A 19,259-nucleotide genomic window follows, 5' to 3' on the forward strand; every position below is an offset into this window, starting at 1 on the left:
CATGCTGGCACGCCGCCGTCGCAGGGCCCGAGACGGAAGCTGAAGGAGTCAGCTGAATACGTGGGTGTCCGGTCACCCGCGGTCCTTTCGTTAATTACTCATGCACTGACGAAATACGAGGACCAGCGCACATTTACCGGGGGAAACATCATGCTGGCAGTCCGTCCATTCCATCATCAATTCCTGCAGTTCCTGCATGCCAGGCAGTCTCCCTGGCACGCGCCGCCATTGCGCGACGCTGAATGGAATTCCACTCGTCAATGCCCGCCTGTCATGTGCAGCCGGAGACCTGGTCCCGGCTTCCCGCCCATGCGGCGGGGACAGGTCGTGACTGGGGCCATTCAACCTGCCGTCGGCGCCCATTCCGCGAATTCCGCGTAACCCCGCCCCGGACGCTCCTGGCGGTTCCCACTCGCCCCCGTGACTCCCTTCTTTCAGACCTGACTATCCATGGACAGTCCTTCTCCTCATCGACGCTGCGTGATCTGGTTCGGAAAGCCCTCCGCGCACGAACGGAAGATGTTGGCCGCGGCGGGCTGGAACCTGCGCGTGGTTGATCCGTGCGCCGACGGCCACGTGGGCATGCGCGGCGGTGACCAGGTGGTAGCGCTGGTGGACCTGCGCAACGGCGCCCCACAGGTGATTGAAGCGCTCAAGCGCACCGTGGTCGATCACGCCGATCTGCCATTGATCGCGATGATTCCCGACGATGGGGCTGATGATCCGGCGCTGCAACCGATCCTGCGGGCCTGCGGCGAGCGCATCGTCTGCCCGTTCAACACCCAGCAGCTGTCCCAGGCTTTGGCGAACTTCGACGAACGCTCGCCGGGCAGCGGCGACATCGGCGGCATGATCGGCCAGAGCGCGCCGATGCTGGAGGTGCGCGCCACGCTGCACCGCTACGCGCGCGTGGACCTGCCGGTGCTGGTGACCGGGGAAACCGGCACCGGCAAGGAGCTCGCGGCGCGCGCCCTGCACGATCTTTCCGATCGCCGCCGCAGCCCGTTCATCGCGGTCAACTGCGGCGCGCTGCCGCCCGGGCTGATCCAGGCCGAGCTGTTCGGCCATGAGCGCGGGGCCTTCACCGGCGCCGCCAGCCGGCGTATCGGCCTGTTCGAATCGGCCAACACCGGCACCATCTTCCTGGACGAGATTGGCGATCTGCCGATGGACGCGCAGGCCAACCTGCTGCGCGTGCTGCAGGAGGGCACCCTGGAACGGGTCGGCAACAGCCATTCCACCAAAGTGGACGTGCGCGTGCTGGCGGCCACCCACGTGGACCTGACCGAAGCCGTGGAACGCGGCCGGTTCCGCCGCGACCTCTACTTCCGCCTGGACGTACTGCATCTGCAGATGCCGCCGCTGCGTGAGCGCGCCGGCGACATCGAGATCCTCGCCCGGTGTTTTTTGGAAGAGTTCCGCAGCCTGCACCCGGTCAGCGCGCGCGGGTTCGACCCCTCGGCCCGGCGCGCCCTGCTTGCCCATCCATGGCCGGGCAACGTGCGCGAGCTGCTCAACCGCGTGCGCCGTGCCGCGGTGATCACCCGGCGGCCGCTGATCAGCGTGGCCGACCTGCAGCTGGAGCACGACGCAGCCCGCAACGGGGAAGACTGCCTGGACAGCGCCCGCCACAGCGCCGAACGCGAGGCGGTGCTGTCGACCCTGCGCGAGACCGGCTTCAACGTCAGTGCCTGCGCCCGCCGCCTGCGGGTCTCCCGGGTCACGGTCTACCGGCTGTGCAAGAAGCACCAGCTGTCGCTGGCCGAGCTGCGCTGAGAGGCTGGCGCTGGGCAGCCGACGCCGGGCGCGCCGCAACGCAACGGCGATCTACAGGGTGTAGGGGATCTTGAAGTTGAGACTGAAGTCCGGCGCGTCCGGAGTCAGGCCGATGCCGAGCATGCCCACGAACGTGGCCTGCGGGCTGAGCGCGTGGGTCACGCCCAGGCTCAGGGTGGCGGCATTGCCATCGGAGCCGATCAGCTTCACCCACTCACCGCCCTCGTAGCGGGTGCGCGCGCGCGCGTTGAACCGGTTGTTGTAGGCAATGCTCAGGCTGGTGCGCTCGTTGAAGGCGAACGCCACGCCGGCACCCAGGGTGAACGCCCGGCCGAGCCTGACGTCGCCCGGGTTGACCGTGGCCGGATTGTTGTCCAGGTCGTCGAAGCTGGCGGCGAACGCGTGCGTGTAGCCGATGCTGCCGAACAGGATCGCCGGTTCGGTGGCCTTGACCGCCGACAGATTGGCCGACGCCTGCCACACGCCGTTGCCGGTCGGCTGCTCCTCGGGGACCGCGAAACGGATGAAGTCGTCCTCGTCACGCTCCAGCACCCGCCACGGAATCCCGTACGGCTCGCGCCCGGTGGGGGCGGTGACCCCCATGGTGAGCACGGTCTCGGGCACCAGCCCGCGTTCGGAGAACAGCTTGTAGTTGGCGCTGGCGGTGATGTCGCCCAGGCCCGATCCGCTGGTGTGCGCCTGCGCGATGACCGCCGCAGCGCCGCCTGCACCGCCCTTCTGGTAGACGGTGCGCCGCCAGATCCACGGCACGTCCAGGTTCAACGTCAGCCGCGGCGATACACCCCAGCGCGCACCCAGGTTGTAGGTGGCGGTGTCGGATTCGACATTCTCGATCGCGATATTGCCCAGGAAGATGGCGTCCAGGGCCAGGAAGCCGTTGAGGGTCAGCTGCTTGCGGTCGTAGCGGTTGTAGCTGATGCCCTGGTCGATCACCAGGCGCTGGTTGAACAGCGCCTGCTGCTGCTGGCGCACGTCGGAGACGCTGCGGGCCTCTTCTTCACGGGCGCGCTCGGCGTCCTCGGCGGTGCTCGCATAGCCGGCGTCCGGCGGCGGCGCTGCGGCCGGCGCCTGCGCGGTGGCCGGGGGCGCGACCGGGGCGACCGCTGCCGCCTGCGCCGGCGGGGCCGCCTGGGTGGCCGGTGCGCGACCGGTGATGCGCGCCTGCAGCGCCTGCATCTGCATGTCCAGCTCGCGCAATCGCCGTACTTCCTGGGAATAGGCGGCTTTGAGCGCCGCCAGCTCCTGCATCATGCGCGCCACTTCGTCGCGCTCTTCGGCGCTGAGGGCCATTCCGGCCGGCTGTGCTTGCCCCGGCGGCTGCTCGACCTGGGCGACGACGGGCGTTGCCACGCATGCCAGGACGGCGGCCAGCGCCCATGCCAACGGCGTTGGACGCGGGCCGCTGCCCCTGCGCACAACCCGACGTCCCTGTCCCTGATGCTCTCCCCCGAGTCGCATCAGAGACCGCCGATCCCGCGCGTGGTCACCAGCGCCTGGGCGACGTTCTGGTTGAGCATCGCGGTCGTTGGCAGCGCTTCGCGCACCATATCCAGATGCAGCCGATTGCTGACCGACTGGCCATCGCTGGTCAGGCGAATGCTCTGGCCCATGCTGCCCGCGCGGATCCATTGTTCGACCGCGCCGTGACCCTGGACTTCGAGCAGCACGCCAGCAGTGTTGCCGTCGAACTGGACACTGGCCGAAGCCGCGCCGGCGCTCTGGCTGATGCCGCCCCGGGTTGCGCCGCCGGCAGTGGCCACGGGCACCTCGCCGTCACGCAGCGTCAGTGAGGTCAGGTTACTGGCGGCGTTGCCGTCGCCGGCAACCTGCACGCCCTGGACCAGGCCGGACACGTTGGCCAGACCGGCGCTGTCCACGCTGCGCTGGCCGGAAGGCACGGGCATCGGCGCGTGTTCGTCGGTCAGCACCACGTTGGGGCTGAAGCTCACCACCGGCTGGCCGTCGCTGAAATCAAAGCCGATGTCGAGCCGTCCCTGCAGCATCTGCCCGGAACCCGTCTGCCAGCTGGAAATCATCGACACCCCGAACCACAGCACCTTGTTGTCGCCGGCGATGAAGCGGCCGCGCATCAGGTCCAGTTCCGGATCGGGAATCTCGGTCAGCCCTCGGGCCGTGGGGGCCGGGGCCTGCTCGGCCAGCGCCGGCGCGCTGCACAGCATCGCTCCCAGCAGCAGCGCACGGCCCAGCGAATGGATTGTGTTCATTTCACAGCTCCGTCAGAACAGGTCCGCATGGGTGAAGCCGAAATCAAGCAATTCGGCATCGGTCAACGGTCCCTGACGTGCATACAGGGCCTTGGCGCTAGCGCGCGAAGGCGGGTCCAGCAGCACGGTATTGCGGTCAAAGTCACTGCCTATCACGACAAACACGGCCCGTGACGGCCACCCGGCCATGAATTCATCGAGCGGGACGCTGCGGTTGCCCAGCATCGGGTCGCCGATCTCCACGGTCTCGCCCTGGACCTGCTTGAGGACCACGAAATGCCGGAACCCGGCCACGTCCATCAGCACGATCGCAGGCACCCGCAGGCTGCGCAGCCGCTCCTCATCCACCCGGTAGCCGCGTCCGCGCATGCCCAGGGATTCGACGTACTGTTTGATGTCCAGCAGCGAAAAACCACGCTCGCGGACGATTTCCGGGTCGGACACCATCATCATCCCTTCGATCACGGTTGCCTCGTCGGCGTCGAGCCGGTAGGCGTAGCGCAGGATGGTGGCCAACGCTGCGGCTCCGCAGCTGTAGTCGGTGTACTGGCGTACCACATGCCGGAACCGGCCCTCGGTCATGCTTTCGACCGGCTTGGTGAACAGCGCCCCGTTGGGCAGCACGCCGGCGAACTGGATGTCCGCCGCATGTGCGCCCGCAGTGGCTGCAAGTCCGGCCAGGGCCAGGGTCGCCGCGGCCCGTTGCGCCGTCCGGCGCCAGGTCGTGGTCCAGTGCGGCAAGCTGTTCGTCATCCTGGTCTTCCCTTTCCGAGAAGGAGGCCCCGCTCCGCGGGGGAGGCGGAGCGGGGCTTCCGTTGCATCCCGGTCACAGGGGAAGGACCGGGAAACCTCTTTACGCCGTCAGGCGTTGTTTACTCGCCGCCACCATTGACCGGCGGCGGACCACCGTTGGCACCCGGCTGGGCAACGGCCATGGACAGGCTGTTGGCCTGCATGTTGCCGCTGCCGGCGGCCAGGTTGACGCCGATGTTGCCCGAGGCGTTGGCAAACGCGTTGTCGGACAGCGTCGCCGTGTTGGTCGCATCGCGCACGATCCACTGGGTCGTCGTCACGGTGCCGGCCAGGCTGGCCTGCAGGTCGCTGAAGGACAGCTCATCGAACGACAGCGTGCCGGACTCGGTGCCTGCGTACTCGCCTTCCTCGACGTTGTCGAAGCCCAGGCCGCCGACACCGTCCCGGAACGGATTGGCCACTGCACCCTGGCTTTCGGAGTCGAAGTCGGCATGGCCGATCGCGTCGCCTGCCGGATGCTCCTCGCCTTCCCACATGTCAGCGTAGAAGTTGCTGCTCTGGTAGGAATTTCCGGTGCCTGCGTAGCCGCCCAATGCGGAACCCTCGTAGGTGCCGGTGACCGAACCGCTGGTCTCGCCGCTCACCGTGCCGCTCAGGGTGATGTCAATCGTGTCGGTCAGCTCTTCCATCACGCCGGTGTTGGATACGACGTTGCCGGTGGAGATCTGGTTGGAGCTGACCGAAGCCTGCGCATAGGCGGCGGTGGCAACCGAGGATGCCATCGCGTTCTTCTGCATGTTGTTGTTGCCCGACGCGATGTTGGCGCCGATGTTGCCCGACGCGTCGCTGAAGGCGTTGTTGCCCAGGCTGGCGCTGTTGGTCACGCCCATGTTGACGGTGGCGTTGCCGGCGCCGTACTGGTTGACGAAGATTTCGGCGTCGGCCAGGCCGAACGAGAAGCCCGCGTCGGCGGCGGCCAGCGCGGCGGCGTTGTCCTGCACGTTGTTGTCGCCGGCGGCGACGTTGAACTGCAGGTTGCCCGAAGCCGCGGTACCTACATCGTCACCGATCGATGCGTCGTTGGTCAGCATGTCGTTCAGGCCAACGTTTTCGGTGTTGGATTGGCGATTGTCGACCAGCGCGATGGCGGCCGAATCCAGGTCGATCTCGCCGGTGATGGTCGGCTCGCCGGTGAAGGAGATGTCCGAGTTGAGCGAGATCGACTTGTCGATGTTGACGCTCACGCCGTGCTCGTCGCGCTCGCCGCGGATGTCGGTACGGCCGAACTCGTTGCGCACGATGTTGGAGGTGACCTCGTTGGTCTCCACGTTTGAGATGACGGTCTCGCTGATGTCGCTGCTGACGAATTCGCTGACGTCGGAAGTGAAGAACTCGCTGACGTCGGAGGTGACGGTCTCGTTGACGGTCGAGTTGGTGGTGTCGTTGACGACGACATTGCGGTTGAGGTTGTCGTTGTAGTCGTAATCGTAGTCGAGGGTGACGTCGCCACCGACGAGCAATTCACCGCCAACGGCCACTTCACCCACGGCTTCAATGTCGCCGAAGATGGCGATGTCGGTGTCCACCGTGGTAATGACCTCTGGCGGCGCGACCTGCGCCGCAGCGGTGCCCATCGCGAAGGTCGCGACGGCGACTGCAAGTGCAGTCATCTTCAGATTGCCTTTCATGGTTGTCTCCTGTTGAACTCTCTCTGGATCAAATGCCGGGGCCGGCGCCTTGTACGGAGATCAGAAGCCTGTTCTCCGTGAAATTGGCGACACCCGCGGCCTGGTTGAGCTGCAGAACCCCATCGAACCCCTGCAAGGCGGACCCCTCGACGCCCACCTCACGGGTATGCGTTCTTGCGGCCCCTGGTTCGGGGATGGCTTGCACTCCTGCCGACGCGAAGTCCGCCGACGCCAACATCGCGTCGGGGGTTTCACGTATGCCTCGTTGCGCCAGCGCCACCGTCACTGCGTTAAGTTCCGCATTGCCGGTGCCGCTGGCCTGATTGATTGATGCCAGGCCGCCGGCGCCCTGGAGGACGTTGCCGGTAATGACGGCGATGGCATGGTCGGGGGCGGTTCCCACGTCGCCCTGGCTGCGCTGGAGCGCGGTGGCGGACGCCTGGGCAAGCTCGCCGATCGCGATGCTGCGCAGGTTCGCCTGCTGGTTGAGGTCGCCGGCGGCGATGTTGACCGCGATCGCGCCGCTGGCACCCGCCAGCGCGTTGTCCTCAAGGCGCGTCTGCGCCAGGTACTGGAGCATGTCCGCGTAGTCGTCCGCTTGCTGTGCGTGCGCGGGTGTCGCCGCGAGCAGCGGCAAGCCGATCACAAGCACTGCGATCCCCAAGACACGGCCCATGGTCATGGTCCGCCCGGGCCGCTTTTGCCGAGCGGGAACTGCGACATGGCCCCGGTCACGTGGCTGCCAATGCCCCGGGTGGTCGTGCCTACTGTCCCCAGCGGGCCCGAAAGCGCACCGCCGACACTTCCGCCCACGGCGCCGGAGTGCTGCACCTGACCGGTGCCCAGGCCGACGCTGATTGCATTGTTCACCGTGCCGTCGATGCCCGACGCCGGACGCGCCGGGCCGAGGCTGTGGCCGGAGGAAATCGCCGCGAAATCCGCATCGCTCATTTCCCCGGTGCCCAGGCCGGCGTGCAGCTCACGGCTGGGCCTGGGATCAACGATCAGGGCCACGCTGGGCGGGGCCGGACGGTACGCAGGGCGCGCATTGACGTTCCGCAGCAGCACCATTTCCCCGTGTTGGGGATGGACGCCTGTACGTGACCCGGCCGCCTGCGCAGTGACAGGCGCCAGCATCAGCGCGGTCAGTGCTGTGAGCAGGAGGAAAGAAGATTGTCTGGTCATGGGGCACACGCTCGCAGTGGTAGCGGACAGTGACTACGCAGGCCCCGTGCCAACTGTTTTTACCCAATCAATTCAATGACTTGCATTCATGGCCAATCAGCTTTGCCTGCCAGGGTGTAACAGCTGCTTGGCAGCTGCGGGCGCGTTGCCGGTGCAATCTCCCGCAACGGCGCGGATTTCACCCTCCAGCGGGGTGTAACACCGGTGTTACACCCGCGACCTCGGGCGTTACAGTGCCGTGGACACCCGTGGGTTCGGCAACCGCCGCGCTCGGGTTAGCCTGTAAAAGCGCCGGCTCGGCGCCTGTCGAAGGATGTGGGACATGCCCGAACTGCTGCAGCGTGGCTGGGAGCTGCTCGCCTCCGGCAGTGGCCTGGTCCTGGTGCTGGTATTCGGCTGGCTGGCCTATCTGCTGCTGCTGGGTGGGTGGATCATCCTGCAGAAGCGCGAGCCGGTAGCGACGCTGAGCTGGCTGCTGGGCCTGGCCCTGCTGCCCTATCTCGGGTTCCTGATCTACCACGTGTTCGGCCCGCAGCGGATCCGCCGCCATCAGCTGCGGCGGGAAACCAGCCGGGCACGGATGACCGGAGATGCCGATTACACCGGAGAATCCAGCGATGCCGCGGAGCTGACCCGCCTGGCCGAAGCCAGCACCGGGCTGTCCCGCAGCCTTGCCCACAGCGTGCGCCTGCTGGTTGATGGCTGTGCCACCTACGACGCGCTGCTGGACGACGTGCGCGCGGCCACCACCCACATCCATCTTGAGTACTACATCTACCACCCGGACCATGCGGGCACCGCGCTGCGTGATGCGCTCACCGATCGGGTGCGCGCCGGGGTCAAGGTGCGGCTGCTGATCGACGCGGTCGGCGGCAGCCGGTCGCGGCGCTTCTTCACCGATTTTGTCGAAGCCGGGGGCGAGCTGGCGTGGTTCCATCCGCCCAAGTTCGGCCGCGTCTGGCAGCGCCCGTGGCTGAACATGCGCTCGCACCGCAAGATCGTGGTCATCGACGGTCGGATCGGCTACACCGGCAGCGTCAACATCAGCGACGATCATGATGAGCGCCATAATGATGACGCGTTCCGCGACCTGCACCTGCGGCTGGAGGGCGAAGCGGTGCTGCGCCTGCAGCGTGTGTTCGTGGAGGACTGGATCTACGCCACCGGCGAAGACGCCTGTGTTGATGAAATCCATCGGCAGACTCCCCGCCCAGATGAGCTCGGGACCATCCGCACCCAGATCCTCACCTCAGGACCTGATTCTTCCTGGGAAGCCATTCACCGCCTGCACGTGGGCGCGATCCACGGCGCGCAGCGGCGGGTATGGCTGGCCACCCCCTACTTCGTGCCAGGCGAGGCGGCAATGATGGCGCTGACCTCCGCCGCCCTGGCCGGACTGGACGTGCGACTGCTGGTTCCCAAGCGCTCCGACAGCCGCCTGGTCACCCTGGCCGCGCGCTCGTATTTCGACACCCTGATCAAGGCCGGGGTGAAGGTGCACGAGTACGGCCCGCGCATGCTGCATACCAAGGCCCTGCTGGTGGACGACCACCTGGTAGTGCTTGGCAGCGCCAACTTCGATCACCGCAGCTTCCGCCTCAACTTCGAGGTCTCGGCACTGCTTGATGACACCGACCTGGCCGCCAAGCTTGAGCGGCACCTGCAGGGGGAATTCGAGAATGCGCCCGTGGTCCAGCGTGCCGAGGAACGACCGCTGTTTCGTGAACTCCTGCCCGAGGCACTGGCCAGACTGCTGTCACCGCTGCTCTAGGATCCGGGACGGACGGCTGGTTCCATGGACCGGGCGGCTTCCCGGGCGCGGCCAAGGCGTTAGACTGTTCCCGTTCAAGGAGGAAAACACCCCATGCCCTGGCTGTTCCTGCTGCTGGCAATCGCCGCATTTGCAATTGCAATGACCACTACCTCGATGGCGCTCGCCGTCATTTGCATCCTGGTGGCGCTGGTGCTGATGGTGATCTGGGTGATGGGCCTGGTTGCACAAAGGGTCGGTACGCGCTCAAGGGACGAGACGATGATGATCGACCCGCAGGAGCTGCGCCGACTGCGCGAACAGGCCGAGGCCCGCCGTGCGTCTGGGTCCGTGGCCGATCGCACATCGGCCGCTGACCGCTGACCGAACACCTTGGCCGGGAAGCCGCTTTTCATGACCAGACTCAGTGTGAACCTCAACAAGGTAGCCCTGCTGCGCAATTCACGCGGGGGGGGCGAACCCGACATCCTGCGCGCGGCGGTGACCTGCCTGGATGCCGGTGCGCATGGCCTGACCCTGCATGCCCGCCCCGATGCGCGCCACGCCCGCACCGACGATGTGCTGAAGCTGGCCCGCCTGTGCCGGGACCGCGGCGTGGAGTTCAACCTGGAAGGCAATCCCTTCGCCCCTGCGCGGGCGGGCTATCCGGGTTTCCTGCCGCTGTGCGAACGGGCCCAACCCCATCAGGCGACCCTGGTTCCGGATGGAGATGAGCAGCTCACCTCCGATCATGGTTTCGATCTGGCCGCCGATGCCGAACGGCTTCGCCAGCCGATTACGGCCCTCAGGGACATGGGCTGCCGGGTCAGCCTGTTTGCAGATGCCGACACCGGCCTGAGCCTGACCCGCGCGGCGGCGATTGGCGCCGACCGGATCGAGCTCTACACCGGTCCCTTTGCCGAAGCCCACGCACGCGGGGAGGCCTCCACGGCGCTGCCGATGTTCATTGCTGCAGCCAGTCGTGCGCAGGACGCCGGGCTGGGCGTCAACGCCGGCCATGACCTGAGCCAGGACAACCTGGCTGAATTCCTGGCCGCGGTACCCGGCGTGCTTGAGGTCTCGATCGGTCATGCGCTGATCAGCGAAGCCCTCTACCAGGGCTTGGCCACCACGGTGTCAAACTATCGGAAAATAGTCGCGGTCTGAGGACTGACGGTACAGACATTGAAGGCACGACAAAAAAACGCCGCCCATTGGGCGGCGTTCAACTTTGCGGCTGTTGTCCGGTACGCCGCGCTGCAGGCAACGGCGTACCGGGAACACCTCTGCTTCTTGGCCCTGTTTCTTGGCCTTACTTCTTGACGAAGCCGATCTTCAGCATCTGCGCGTTCTTGGCTTCAGCCAGGACCTTGGCCAGGATTCCATATTCCGAATCCTCTGCGGCGTCGATCTCCAACGTCGGCTGATTGCCCGGATCGCGCTGGACCTCGGCTTCCATCATGTTGCGCAGGGCGGTCACCGGCGTTGGACTGTCATTCCAGAACACCTGACCCGCACCATCGATCCGCAGCCGGATTGGCTCCGGCGGGTCAAGCCGCTGCTCCGGTGGCGTCTCGGAGCGCTGCGGCAGGTCGATATCGATGGGGTAAGACAGCTGCGGCGCGGTCACCATGAAGATGATCAGCAGAACCAGCATCACGTCCGCAAGCGGAATGATGTTGATTTCAGCCATTGGGCCGTCGCTGGAGTTGGAACTGAACGCCATCGTGGATCTCCGTTGTTACTCGCGTGTGGCGACAAAGCCGACCTTGCGCATGCCCTGGGCCTGCGCAATGGTCACCACCTCGTTGATCGTGCGATACGGGGTGGTGCGGTCGCCGCGCACGTTGACCGGTGGCTGCGGCGTCTTCTGCGCCTCCACCGAAAGCGCGCTTTCCAGCAACTCGCGTGTGACCGGCTGGTCATTGAGGAAGATATCGCCGTTTTCCTTCACTGCGATGGTGATCGGCGGCGCAGGCGGTGCCTGGTCGGGGCGGTCTTCCAGATCGGCACGGGGCAACTCGACTTCAACCCGATGTGCCATCAGGGGTGCTGTCACCATGAAGATGATGAGCAGCACCAGCATCACGTCGACCAGCGGCACGACGTTCATCGCCGCCATCGGCTCGCCGCCACCTTGGTTGGCACTGTAGGACATATGCGGCCTCCCTCAGTCTGTCCGGATCAAGCCTTCTTTGCAGGTGCCGGGGCGGAAACATCACCCACGCGCGAACCGATCGCAAAGAAGTCGTGCAGGTCATGGGCGAAGGTATCGAGCTTGTTGTTGAGCATCCGGTTGGCACGGTTGAAGAAGTTGTAGCCAAGCACCGCCGGAATTGCCACGCCCAGACCGATCGCGGTCATGATCAGCGCCTCACCCACCGGACCGGCCACCGCGCCGATGTCGGCCTGGCCGCTGGCGCCGATGCGGATCAGGGCGCGGTAGATGCCCCACACGGTACCGAGCAGACCGACGAACGGAGCGATCGAACCCACGGTGGCCAGCAGGGTCAGACCGGACTCGAGACGCAGCGATTCGCGCACCACGGCCTGACGCAGGGCGCGGTCGACATACTCGGAGCGGGTCAGCGACTCGACCAGGCGCGAACCTTCGTGGCGCTGGTGGTGGGCAGCCGCCTGGGCAGCATCAAGGGCAATCTTGGAGAACGGCTCGCTCGGACGCTGTTCTTCCATGTAGCGGATTGCGTCCTGCGCGTTCGGGGTTTCCCAGAACGTGCGGACCACGCGGTCGGTACTGCCTTTGAGGCGCTGGTTCTTGATGAGGTTGAAGATGATCCAGTAGATCGAAAGCGCAGACATGACGAGAAGGGTGATCAGAGCCGACCAGCCGACGATGTCCAGGTGGTGGATCATGTCGCCGAAGCCCATCTGCTGCAGCGCTGCGGCGCTGTCGGCGGCTCCGGTAGGGGCGTTGGTAGTTTCCTGCAGCATGACGCTTACCTTTGAATGTTGAAGGTGGAGTTGGTGAATCGGGATTGGAACTGATGAATCTTGTGGAAGCAGTGGAGCACGCGGTCAGTCGAGGTTGAAGTCGACCGGAACGCGCACGCGCCCGGCAGAAGAAACCCCATCGATCTTGGCCGCATTGAAGCGCCACTTGCGTGCCGCCTGGATGGCTGCACGGTCAAGATCGCGGTTGCGACTGGACCGTTCGACCTGCACATCGGTCACGTTGCCCTGGGCATCGACGCTGATGATCAGGATCACTGTACCGGTGATGCCCGAGCGCAGCGCTGCCGGCGGGTAACGCGGCGGATTCATGGCGCGCGAGGAAACGTCGACGCTGGCCTCGATACTTTGCGGCGGTGCGGGCGGCGCTGGTGGCGCCGGCGGTGGCGCAGGCGTGTCCATCGGCGAAGGGGTGTCGAAGACTACCGGCGGATCATCCGGCGGTGGCGGCAGCGGCGAAGGCTGCGGCGGCGACAGCTCCTTGATCTCCGGCGGCCGTTCCGGCTCCGGCGGCGGCGGCGGCGGGGGTGGCGGCGGCGGCGGCGGTTCGATGATCACGACCTGGGTCACGTCATCCCTTTCCGCGTCGGCGGCGGGAGGATTGACAGGAGCCAGGAGCAGCAGCACGGCTGCCACGTGGAAGGTGATCACCATGGTGAAGCCGGCGATGCGCGCCCAATCCAGGCCTGGGTCCTGGCCCGTCTCGTTGTTCGGCAAGCGTTGCGTCATGCGGAAAAACTCGAGTCTATCCGGACGTGCGGCCCGGTTCTGGTGGTTCGGAAATCCCGTTGCGTTTTGCCAACGGGAAATTCCAAGTCTATACCAATCCTGTTACGCGTTACCAACCGAAATGGGGCAACGATTGGCACATGCGAAAGCACTGCAGGATCAGTTTCCGATGATGCGGCGCGCCTCTTCCGGACGCCTCACGCCCTTCTCGAGCGCCTGTCTGGCGGCGTCGGCAGCTTCCGCTTCCCGACCTTCTCCGTAGAGTACGCGTGCCAGGTTGAGGTAGGTCTCGCCACTGCTGTCCAGCGGGGCGGCCTTGCGGTAGGCGTCAATCGCCGGCTCCACCTGATCGGAGAAGTAATGGGCCTGGGCGAGCGCGAGGAAGGTCTGGTGATTGCTTTCCAGTACGCCCTTCTCCAGACCTTCGTTGATCACTGCGATGGCGGCAGCCTCGCCACCGTCGGTATTCAGATGCAGAGCCATCAGGTTGCGGTACTCGCGGTCCTCGGTGAGCTCACCGGCGGCACGCAGTCGCTCCATGACCTCGATCGCCTTGTCGTTCTGGTCGACCTGCATGTACATGGCGGCGAGGTTCATCTGCGAACGCTTGTCGTCAGGTGAGTTGGAAGCGATCTGCTCCGCCATGGCGGTAGCCTCCGCGTCGCGACCTGTCTCCGCATAGGCCGCCATGAGGGCCTGGGTCCAGCTGGCGTGGGGTTCTTCCGCCGCGTCGATTGCCTCTCGCAGGGCAGGAATCGCCTCGTCATAGCGCTCGGCCTGGTACAGCAGCTGCCCACGCAGGGCGAGGTCGCTCGCTTCGCTGCTGCCCGACTCGGCGAAGTAGCGATCCAGCAGGGTCAGGCTCTGCTCGGTCTCTTCATCCTGGGCGTGCAACTGGGCCACCATCAGCATGGCCTGGAAGTGGTTGTTGTTGTCGAGCGCGTCGTACTCGATGGCCTGGGCGATATAGCGCTTGGCCGCCTCGACGTCGTCGGCGTTGTAGGACGCGTGGCCGGCCATGTTGGAGGCATAGGCCTTGTCGTAGTTGTTGGCGCGCTCCTGCGCGATGATGTCCTCAGCCTGCTCGATGACCTTGGCGTACTCCTCATCCTGCATCGCGGCATTGAGGCGGTTGAGTCGCTGCGCCATCCGCGAAGAGGCACCTTCTTCCGGTGATTCGCGGGTTGCGTTGGGGTAACGCTCTTCAACTTCCTCCTTGGCACTGGAGCCACGCCGGCTGCGCTGGCATTCGTCGGCGGCCGCGGCAACCGCAGGCGAGGTGGCGGCGGTGGCTTCTGCGGCAGTGCCGCCAGCAAGGATAGCCGCGACGGCAAGTGCGATCAGCGCGGGAGCATGGGGGGTGGATTTCATGGAGTCACCTTTCATCTCTGGACGACGTCCGGGCGCAGGAGCGCACCGGAAAACAGGATTTTGGCACAGGACCGGCCCGGAGACAGCAGCCAGTGGGAAAATGGCGGGCAATCAGCCGCAGGCGGGCCTGCGGCCAGAGGCACGAGCCTGTTCGTACACCGGCACCAGGCCGGAAGCACGGGCCTGCAGTTCGCCGATGCGCGCCTCGGGGTTGGGGTGGGTGGACAGCCACTCCGGAGGCCGGCTGCCACCGGCGGCAATCATGTTCTGCCACAGGTCGACGGCCTTGCGCGGATCAAAGCCGGCGCGGGCCATCAGGTCCTGTCCGACCACGTCGGCTTCGGTTTCCTGGGCACGCGAGCCCGGCAGCAGGAAGCCTGCCTGGGCCGCAATACTGCCGCCCTGCATCGCGGCATTGCCAATGCCCTCGCCATAGCGTGCACCCAGCAGCCCGCCGACCACCTGCAGCGCACCGGCGGCGCCGTACTGGCGGGTGATGCGCTCGTCGTGATGGCGGGCAGTGACGTGGCCGATCTCATGGGCAACCACCGCCGCCAGCTGGTGCTGGTCACGGGCCACGGTGAACAGACCGGTGTTCACGCCGACTTTGCCGCCGGGCAAAGCGAAGGCATTGGGGCTGTCATCGACGAACACCGCAGCCTCCCAGGCAATCTGGCGCTGGTCGGCCGGCAGTTCCCGCACCAGCGCGTTGACCACGCAGGTGAGATAGCTGCTCTGCTGGCCGCCGGCCACGCGCTGTTCGCTCTTCATCTGGGTGAAAGCCTGGGCGCCAAGCTGGTTGAGCTGGTCCTGCGATACCGCGCCGACGTACTGGGTGCGGCCGGTAGGCGAGGTGGTGGTGGCGCAAGCGACGGCCACCAGGGCGACGGCCAGCGCCAGGAGAAGCTTCTTCATGGGTGTGTTCCCTGTCCTTGTACCGGAGTGCTTTGAAGCCGTTGTAGTCGGCTCGGGCTGAAGAATATGTAAACAGTGCCCGCGACCGGCCAGGGAAGGCCGGCCGGGCAAAGTCCGGTCAGACGTCCAGGTTCGAAACCTTCAGCGCGTTGTCTTCGATGAATTCGCGGCGCGGCTCCACCACATCGCCCATCAGGATGCTGAAGATCTGGTCGGCGCCCACTGCGTCCTCGATCCGCACCTGCAGCAGGCGGCGGGTGTCGGGATTGACCGTGGTGTCCCACAGCTGCTCGGGATTCATCTCACCCAGGCCCTTGAAGCGCTGGATCTGCCGACCGCGCTTGGCCTCGTCCATCAGCCAGGCATGGGCCTGGGCGAAGTTGGTCACTGATTGGGTCCGGTTGCCGCGCAGGATCATGGCCCCTTCGCGGATCAACCCGTGCAGCAACTCGGCCGCGTCACGCACCGGCTTCAGTTCGCCGCTTTCCAGCACTGCCAGCGGCAACACATGGCGCTGCTCCATGCCCATGTGGCGGCGCGTGCCCACCAGGGCCACGGGCCGGCCGTCGGCATCGGTCTGCAGGTCCAGCGTATACACCGGTCTGCCCGCACCGCTCTGGTTCAGGCGTGCAGCAAGGGCATCGAGCTCATGGCGCTCGTCGATGTTCTCGATGACAATTTCCGGATCCAGCGGGGTGAAGTCGATCAGCGCCTCGATCAGTGCCGGATCGTGGCGGTGCGCGTTGCGGGCGATCGCTTCCTGGGCCCGGGCGTAGACCAGCAGCAGGTTTTCCAGCGCCTGGCCTTCGATCGGCGGCTCGCCCTCGGCCGGCACCAGCGAAGCGCCCTCGACCGCATTGGACGCCAGATAGGCGTTGAGCGCCGCGTCGTCCTTCATGTAGAGCTCGTTCTTGCCCTGCTTGACCTTGTACAGCGGCGGCAGGCCGATGTAGACGTGGCCGCGCTCGATCAGCTCCGGCATCTGCCGGTAGAAGAAGGTCAGCAGCAGGGTGCGGATGTGGGCGCCGTCCACGTCCGCGTCGGTCATGATGATGATCTTGTGGTAGCGCAGCTTGTCCGGATCGTAGTCGTCCTTGCCGATGCCGGTGCCCAGCGCCGTGATCAGCGTGCCAACCTGGTCGGAAGACAGCATGCGGTCGAAGCGGGCGCGCTCGACGTTGAGGATCTTGCCGCGCAGCGGCAGCACCGCCTGGTTCTTGCGGTTGCGGCCCTGCTTGGCCGAACCGCCAGCGGAGTCACCCTCGACGATGAACAATTCGGACAGGGCCGGATCCTTCTCCTGGCAGTCGGCCAGCTTGCCCGGCAGGCCGGCGATATCCAGCGCGCCCTTGCGTCGGGTCAGATCACGGGCCTTGCGTGCGGCCTCGCGGGCGCGGGCAGCGTCCACCGCCTTCTCGGTGATGGCCTTGGCTTCGTTGGGGTTTTCCTGGAGGAATTCTTCGAGGCGGGCGCCAAAGGTCTGCTCCACCGCCGGTCTCACGTCCGATGAGACCAGCTTTTCCTTGGTCTGCGACGAGAAGCTGGGGTCGGGGACCTTCACCGACAGCACCGCGATCATGCCCTCGCGCATGTCGTCGCCGGACAGCTGCACCTTGGCCTGCCTGGCGACGCCGTTCTGCTCGATGTAGTTGGTCAGCGTGCGCGTCAGCGCGGCACGGAAGCCCTGCAGGTGGGTACCGCCGTCCTTCTGCGGAATGTTGTTGGTGAAGCAGTACATCGTTTCCTGATAGGAATCGGTCCACTGCAGGGCCACTTCCACCACGATCCCGTTCTGCTCGCCGGACACCGCAATCACGTTCGGATGCAGCGGGGTCTTGAGCTGGGCCAGGTGCTCGACGAAAGAGCGGATGCCGCCTTCGTATTCGAACGTATCCCGGCGCTCGTTGCCGTCGTCATCTCCGCGCTCGTCCACCAGGGTGATGCGTACGCCCGAGTTCAGGAATGACAGCTCGCGCAGGCGCCGGGCGAGGATTTCGTACTGGAACTCGGTGTTGGTGAACATGTCGGTGGACGGCTTGAAGCGCAGCACCGTGCCGCGTCGGCCATCGGCCGGCCCTACCGCCTTGAGCGGATACTGGGGTTCGCCGTGCCGGTATTCCTGGCGGTAATGCTCACCATCGCGCCAGATGTCGAGCGACAGATGCTCGGACAGCGCATTGACCACCGAAACGCCGACGCCGTGCAGGCCGCCAGACACTTTGTAGCTGTTGTCGTCGAACTTACCGCCCGCGTGCAGCACGGTCATGATGACCTCGGCGGCGGAAACCCCTTCTTCCTTGTGCACGTCAACGGGAATGCCGCGGCCGTTGTCCGACACCGAAACCGAGCCGTCCTGGTGGATCGTGGCCACGATTTCGTCGGCATGCCCGGCCAACGCCTCGTCGACAGCGTTGTCGACCACCTCGAACACCATGTGGTGCAGGCCGGTGCCGTCATGCACATCGCCGATATACATGCCGGGCCGCTTGCGCACGGCTTCAAGGCCGCGCAGCACGGTGATCCGGCTGGAATCGTAGGAAGCGTTATCGACTTCCGGCGTATCGGGAGTGGTGTCAGTCATTCATGTATCCGGGTTGGCTGGAAGCTCCAGCGCGTTTGCAACGCACGAGAGCCCGCCCAGCACTCACAAGGGGCTCAACCGATGAATTATAGCATTTGCCCCGCCCTGCCCCCTGAGCGGGTCGGTGCAGCGATCAGGCCCCGCTGATCCTGCCGTGTTCCACGTGGAACACACGCACCGGCTGCCCGACAGGCGCTTCGGGCGCGTCAGTCCCCGTCACGAAGACCTGCGCGCCGCTTTCCGCCAGAGTTGCCAGCACCCGGGCGCGGTGACCCGCATCAAGTTCGGACGCCATGTCGTCCAGCGCCACTACCGGCCACTCGCCCAGCTGATCCGCCAGATGCCGGGCCTGGGACAAAAGACAGGACAGCGCGGCGAGCTTGGCCTGACCGCGCGACAGGGCCTCGTCATGCGGCATCGACGCGAAAGCCACCCGCCAATCCGCACGATGAGGTCCGGTGCTGGTATGTCCCAACATCCGATCCCTGTCCCGGGCCAGCAGCAGCGCGTCGGCCAGGGACATGCTTTCCCTCTTCCATCCGGGGAGAAATTGCAGCCCGGCGTGCCCGAGCATCGGTGCAATCTGCGCAGAGGTGGCCGCCAGCACGTCCTGCAGGCTCTGCAGGTAGGCCTCGCGAAAGTCCGTCAGCCCCTCTCCGGCCGTCACCAGCTCCAGATCCCAGACGTCCAGCTGGTCAGACGGCGCCCCTTGCTTCAGCAGCGCATTGCGCTGCCTCAAGGCCCGGGCATAGCGCCGCCACAGCGGAAGGAACCCGGGTTCCACGTGGAACAATCCCCAATCCATGAACCGGCGCCGCGGATCTCCGCTGCCGCCGACCAGGGCATGGCTGCCGGGCTCGAAGGTCACCACCTGCAGCGCGGCACAGAGTTCCCCAAGCTGGACAACCCCCTGCCCGTCCAGACGGCCCTCCCAGCTGCTACCGGAATGGCGCAACCCTGCCCGACGGTCGCGCTGCGCGCTGTCCTGTGACCATTCGACGTAGATTTCCAGAGCCTCTGCGCCGGTCCGGATCAACCCATCACGCACTCGCCCGCGGAAGCTGCGGCCGTACGCCATCAGGTGCAGCGCTTCCAGCACGCTGGTCTTGCCAGCGCCGTTGTCCCCCAGCAACAGATTGAGCCCGGGGGCCGGTTCGAGTTCCACCTGCTCCAGGCGTCGCAGATCGCTGATCCGCAGCCGGCTCACCCGCATCGGATCCCCCGGCTGCGCAATGTCCAGGGATAAAAACGCCCGGACTGGGCCGGGCGTTGTTGTTTCACGTGGAACATGGTGC

Annotated in this window: 18 protein-coding genes; 4 read left to right on the forward strand and 14 right to left on the reverse strand. The window is 65.9% G+C overall.

Annotated features, from left to right (window positions below):
• Positions 1-519 precede the first annotated feature (519 nt).
• Positions 520-1,776, forward strand: coding sequence for a sigma-54 interaction domain-containing protein (locus ACW7G3_RS04830; RefSeq protein WP_456974257.1), 1,257 nt, complete (start codon positions 520-522; stop codon positions 1,774-1,776).
• Between the two features lie 51 nt (positions 1,777-1,827).
• Here ACW7G3_RS04830 and ACW7G3_RS04835 read toward each other — a convergent pair whose 3' ends face one another.
• The 6 genes from ACW7G3_RS04835 to ACW7G3_RS04860 all read right to left on the reverse strand — a co-directional run bounded on the left by ACW7G3_RS04835 (position 1,828) and on the right by ACW7G3_RS04860 (position 7,648).
• On the reverse strand, positions 1,828-3,087 hold the full coding sequence (locus ACW7G3_RS04835; RefSeq protein ID WP_456981829.1) for a hypothetical protein: 1,260 nt from the start codon (positions 3,085-3,087) through the stop codon (positions 1,828-1,830).
• Positions 3,088-3,254: 167 nt separating this feature from the next.
• Positions 3,255-4,022 carry a hypothetical protein gene (locus tag ACW7G3_RS04840; RefSeq protein ID WP_456981431.1) on the reverse strand — a complete coding sequence of 256 codons (768 nt, stop codon included), beginning with the start codon at positions 4,020-4,022 and terminating at the stop codon, positions 3,255-3,257.
• A gap of 12 nt (positions 4,023-4,034) precedes the next feature.
• Positions 4,035-4,775 (reverse strand): C39 family peptidase, encoded by a 741-nt coding sequence (locus ACW7G3_RS04845; protein WP_456981432.1) that lies wholly within the window; start codon positions 4,773-4,775, stop codon positions 4,035-4,037.
• A gap of 119 nt (positions 4,776-4,894) precedes the next feature.
• The gene (locus tag ACW7G3_RS04850) at positions 4,895-6,463 is read right to left on the reverse strand and encodes an adhesin (protein WP_456981433.1); all 1,569 of its coding nucleotides are present in this window, start codon (positions 6,461-6,463) and stop codon (positions 4,895-4,897) included.
• Between the two features lie 28 nt (positions 6,464-6,491).
• Positions 6,492-7,145 (reverse strand): hypothetical protein, encoded by a 654-nt coding sequence (locus ACW7G3_RS04855; protein WP_456981435.1) that lies wholly within the window; start codon positions 7,143-7,145, stop codon positions 6,492-6,494.
• Positions 7,142-7,648 (reverse strand): hypothetical protein, encoded by a 507-nt coding sequence (locus ACW7G3_RS04860; RefSeq protein ID WP_456974269.1) that lies wholly within the window; start codon positions 7,646-7,648, stop codon positions 7,142-7,144. Before ACW7G3_RS04860 ends, ACW7G3_RS04855 begins: the two co-directional genes overlap by 4 nt.
• A 322-nt stretch (positions 7,649-7,970) precedes the next feature.
• On the opposite strand from ACW7G3_RS04860, the gene cls reads away from it, so the two are divergent.
• The 3 genes from cls (at position 7,971) to ACW7G3_RS04875 (ending at position 10,565) form a co-directional block, all read left to right on the forward strand.
• The gene (gene cls / locus ACW7G3_RS04865) at positions 7,971-9,419 is read left to right on the forward strand and encodes a cardiolipin synthase (protein WP_456981436.1); all 1,449 of its coding nucleotides are present in this window, start codon (positions 7,971-7,973) and stop codon (positions 9,417-9,419) included.
• A gap of 93 nt (positions 9,420-9,512) precedes the next feature.
• Complete coding sequence (locus ACW7G3_RS04870; protein ID WP_456974273.1) at positions 9,513-9,782, forward strand: hypothetical protein; 270 nt, start codon at positions 9,513-9,515, stop codon at positions 9,780-9,782.
• 30 nt (positions 9,783-9,812) lie between these two features.
• Positions 9,813-10,565, forward strand: a complete 753-nt coding sequence (locus tag ACW7G3_RS04875) for a pyridoxine 5'-phosphate synthase (RefSeq protein WP_456981437.1) — start codon at positions 9,813-9,815, stop codon at positions 10,563-10,565.
• 145 nt (positions 10,566-10,710) lie between these two features.
• Here the strand turns inward: ACW7G3_RS04875 and ACW7G3_RS04880 are convergent, their stop codons facing one another.
• The 8 genes from ACW7G3_RS04880 to recF all read right to left on the reverse strand — a co-directional run bounded on the left by ACW7G3_RS04880 (position 10,711) and on the right by recF (position 19,177).
• The gene (locus tag ACW7G3_RS04880; protein WP_456974277.1) at positions 10,711-11,124 is read right to left on the reverse strand and encodes an ExbD/TolR family protein; all 414 of its coding nucleotides are present in this window, start codon (positions 11,122-11,124) and stop codon (positions 10,711-10,713) included.
• A 15-nt stretch (positions 11,125-11,139) separates the two neighbouring features.
• Positions 11,140-11,556, reverse strand: a complete 417-nt coding sequence (locus ACW7G3_RS04885; RefSeq protein ID WP_456974279.1) for an ExbD/TolR family protein — start codon at positions 11,554-11,556, stop codon at positions 11,140-11,142.
• Between the two features lie 26 nt (positions 11,557-11,582).
• Positions 11,583-12,350, reverse strand: coding sequence for a MotA/TolQ/ExbB proton channel family protein (locus ACW7G3_RS04890; RefSeq protein ID WP_456981438.1), 768 nt, complete (start codon positions 12,348-12,350; stop codon positions 11,583-11,585).
• 84 nt (positions 12,351-12,434) lie between these two features.
• Positions 12,435-13,097 carry an energy transducer TonB gene (locus ACW7G3_RS04895; RefSeq protein WP_456981439.1) on the reverse strand — a complete coding sequence of 221 codons (663 nt, stop codon included), beginning with the start codon at positions 13,095-13,097 and terminating at the stop codon, positions 12,435-12,437.
• Between the two features lie 159 nt (positions 13,098-13,256).
• Positions 13,257-14,468: a tetratricopeptide repeat protein gene (locus tag ACW7G3_RS04900; protein WP_456981441.1), complete on the reverse strand. Its 1,212-nt coding sequence runs from the start codon at positions 14,466-14,468 to the stop codon at positions 13,257-13,259.
• Between the two features lie 111 nt (positions 14,469-14,579).
• A complete protein-coding gene (locus ACW7G3_RS04905; protein WP_456981442.1) occupies positions 14,580-15,383 on the reverse strand; it encodes a M48 family metallopeptidase in 804 nt (267 codons plus the stop codon).
• Positions 15,384-15,501: 118 nt separating this feature from the next.
• Positions 15,502-17,964 (reverse strand): DNA topoisomerase (ATP-hydrolyzing) subunit B, encoded by a 2,463-nt coding sequence (gyrB, locus tag ACW7G3_RS04910; RefSeq protein ID WP_456974289.1) that lies wholly within the window; start codon positions 17,962-17,964, stop codon positions 15,502-15,504.
• 133 nt (positions 17,965-18,097) lie between these two features.
• Positions 18,098-19,177: a DNA replication/repair protein RecF gene (gene recF / locus ACW7G3_RS04915; protein WP_456981443.1), complete on the reverse strand. Its 1,080-nt coding sequence runs from the start codon at positions 19,175-19,177 to the stop codon at positions 18,098-18,100.
• Positions 19,178-19,259 lie beyond the last annotated feature (82 nt).

This window comes from Luteimonas sp. A478 (assembly GCF_054052025.1).

Bases quoted from the DNA above. Each gene is read 5' to 3' on its own strand.
- ACW7G3_RS04905 (WP_456981442.1), bottom strand. From the start codon at position 15,383: ATGAAGAAGCTTCTCCTGGCGCTGGCCGTCGCCCTGGTGGCCGTCGCT.
- cls (WP_456981436.1), top strand. From the start codon at position 7,971: ATGCCCGAACTGCTGCAGCGTGGCTGGGAGCTGCTCGCCTCCGGCAGT.
- ACW7G3_RS04840 (WP_456981431.1), bottom strand. From the start codon at position 4,022: ATGAACACAATCCATTCGCTGGGCCGTGCGCTGCTGCTGGGAGCGATG.
- ACW7G3_RS04900 (WP_456981441.1), bottom strand. From the start codon at position 14,468: ATGAAATCCACCCCCCATGCTCCCGCGCTGATCGCACTTGCCGTCGCG.
- gyrB (WP_456974289.1), bottom strand. From the start codon at position 17,964: ATGACTGACACCACTCCCGATACGCCGGAAGTCGATAACGCTTCCTAC.
- ACW7G3_RS04895 (WP_456981439.1), bottom strand. From the start codon at position 13,097: ATGACGCAACGCTTGCCGAACAACGAGACGGGCCAGGACCCAGGCCTG.
- ACW7G3_RS04845 (WP_456981432.1), bottom strand. From the start codon at position 4,775: ATGACGAACAGCTTGCCGCACTGGACCACGACCTGGCGCCGGACGGCG.
- ACW7G3_RS04885 (WP_456974279.1), bottom strand. From the start codon at position 11,556: ATGTCCTACAGTGCCAACCAAGGTGGCGGCGAGCCGATGGCGGCGATG.
- ACW7G3_RS04870 (WP_456974273.1), top strand. From the start codon at position 9,513: ATGCCCTGGCTGTTCCTGCTGCTGGCAATCGCCGCATTTGCAATTGCA.
- ACW7G3_RS04875 (WP_456981437.1), top strand. From the start codon at position 9,813: ATGACCAGACTCAGTGTGAACCTCAACAAGGTAGCCCTGCTGCGCAAT.
- ACW7G3_RS04835 (WP_456981829.1), bottom strand. From the start codon at position 3,087: ATGGCCCTCAGCGCCGAAGAGCGCGACGAAGTGGCGCGCATGATGCAG.
- ACW7G3_RS04880 (WP_456974277.1), bottom strand. From the start codon at position 11,124: ATGGCGTTCAGTTCCAACTCCAGCGACGGCCCAATGGCTGAAATCAAC.
- ACW7G3_RS04890 (WP_456981438.1), bottom strand. From the start codon at position 12,350: ATGCTGCAGGAAACTACCAACGCCCCTACCGGAGCCGCCGACAGCGCC.
- ACW7G3_RS04850 (WP_456981433.1), bottom strand. From the start codon at position 6,463: ATGAAAGGCAATCTGAAGATGACTGCACTTGCAGTCGCCGTCGCGACC.
- ACW7G3_RS04855 (WP_456981435.1), bottom strand. From the start codon at position 7,145: ATGACCATGGGCCGTGTCTTGGGGATCGCAGTGCTTGTGATCGGCTTG.
- recF (WP_456981443.1), bottom strand. From the start codon at position 19,177: ATGCGGGTGAGCCGGCTGCGGATCAGCGATCTGCGACGCCTGGAGCAG.
- ACW7G3_RS04860 (WP_456974269.1), bottom strand. From the start codon at position 7,648: ATGACCAGACAATCTTCTTTCCTCCTGCTCACAGCACTGACCGCGCTG.
- ACW7G3_RS04830 (WP_456974257.1), top strand. From the start codon at position 520: ATGTTGGCCGCGGCGGGCTGGAACCTGCGCGTGGTTGATCCGTGCGCC.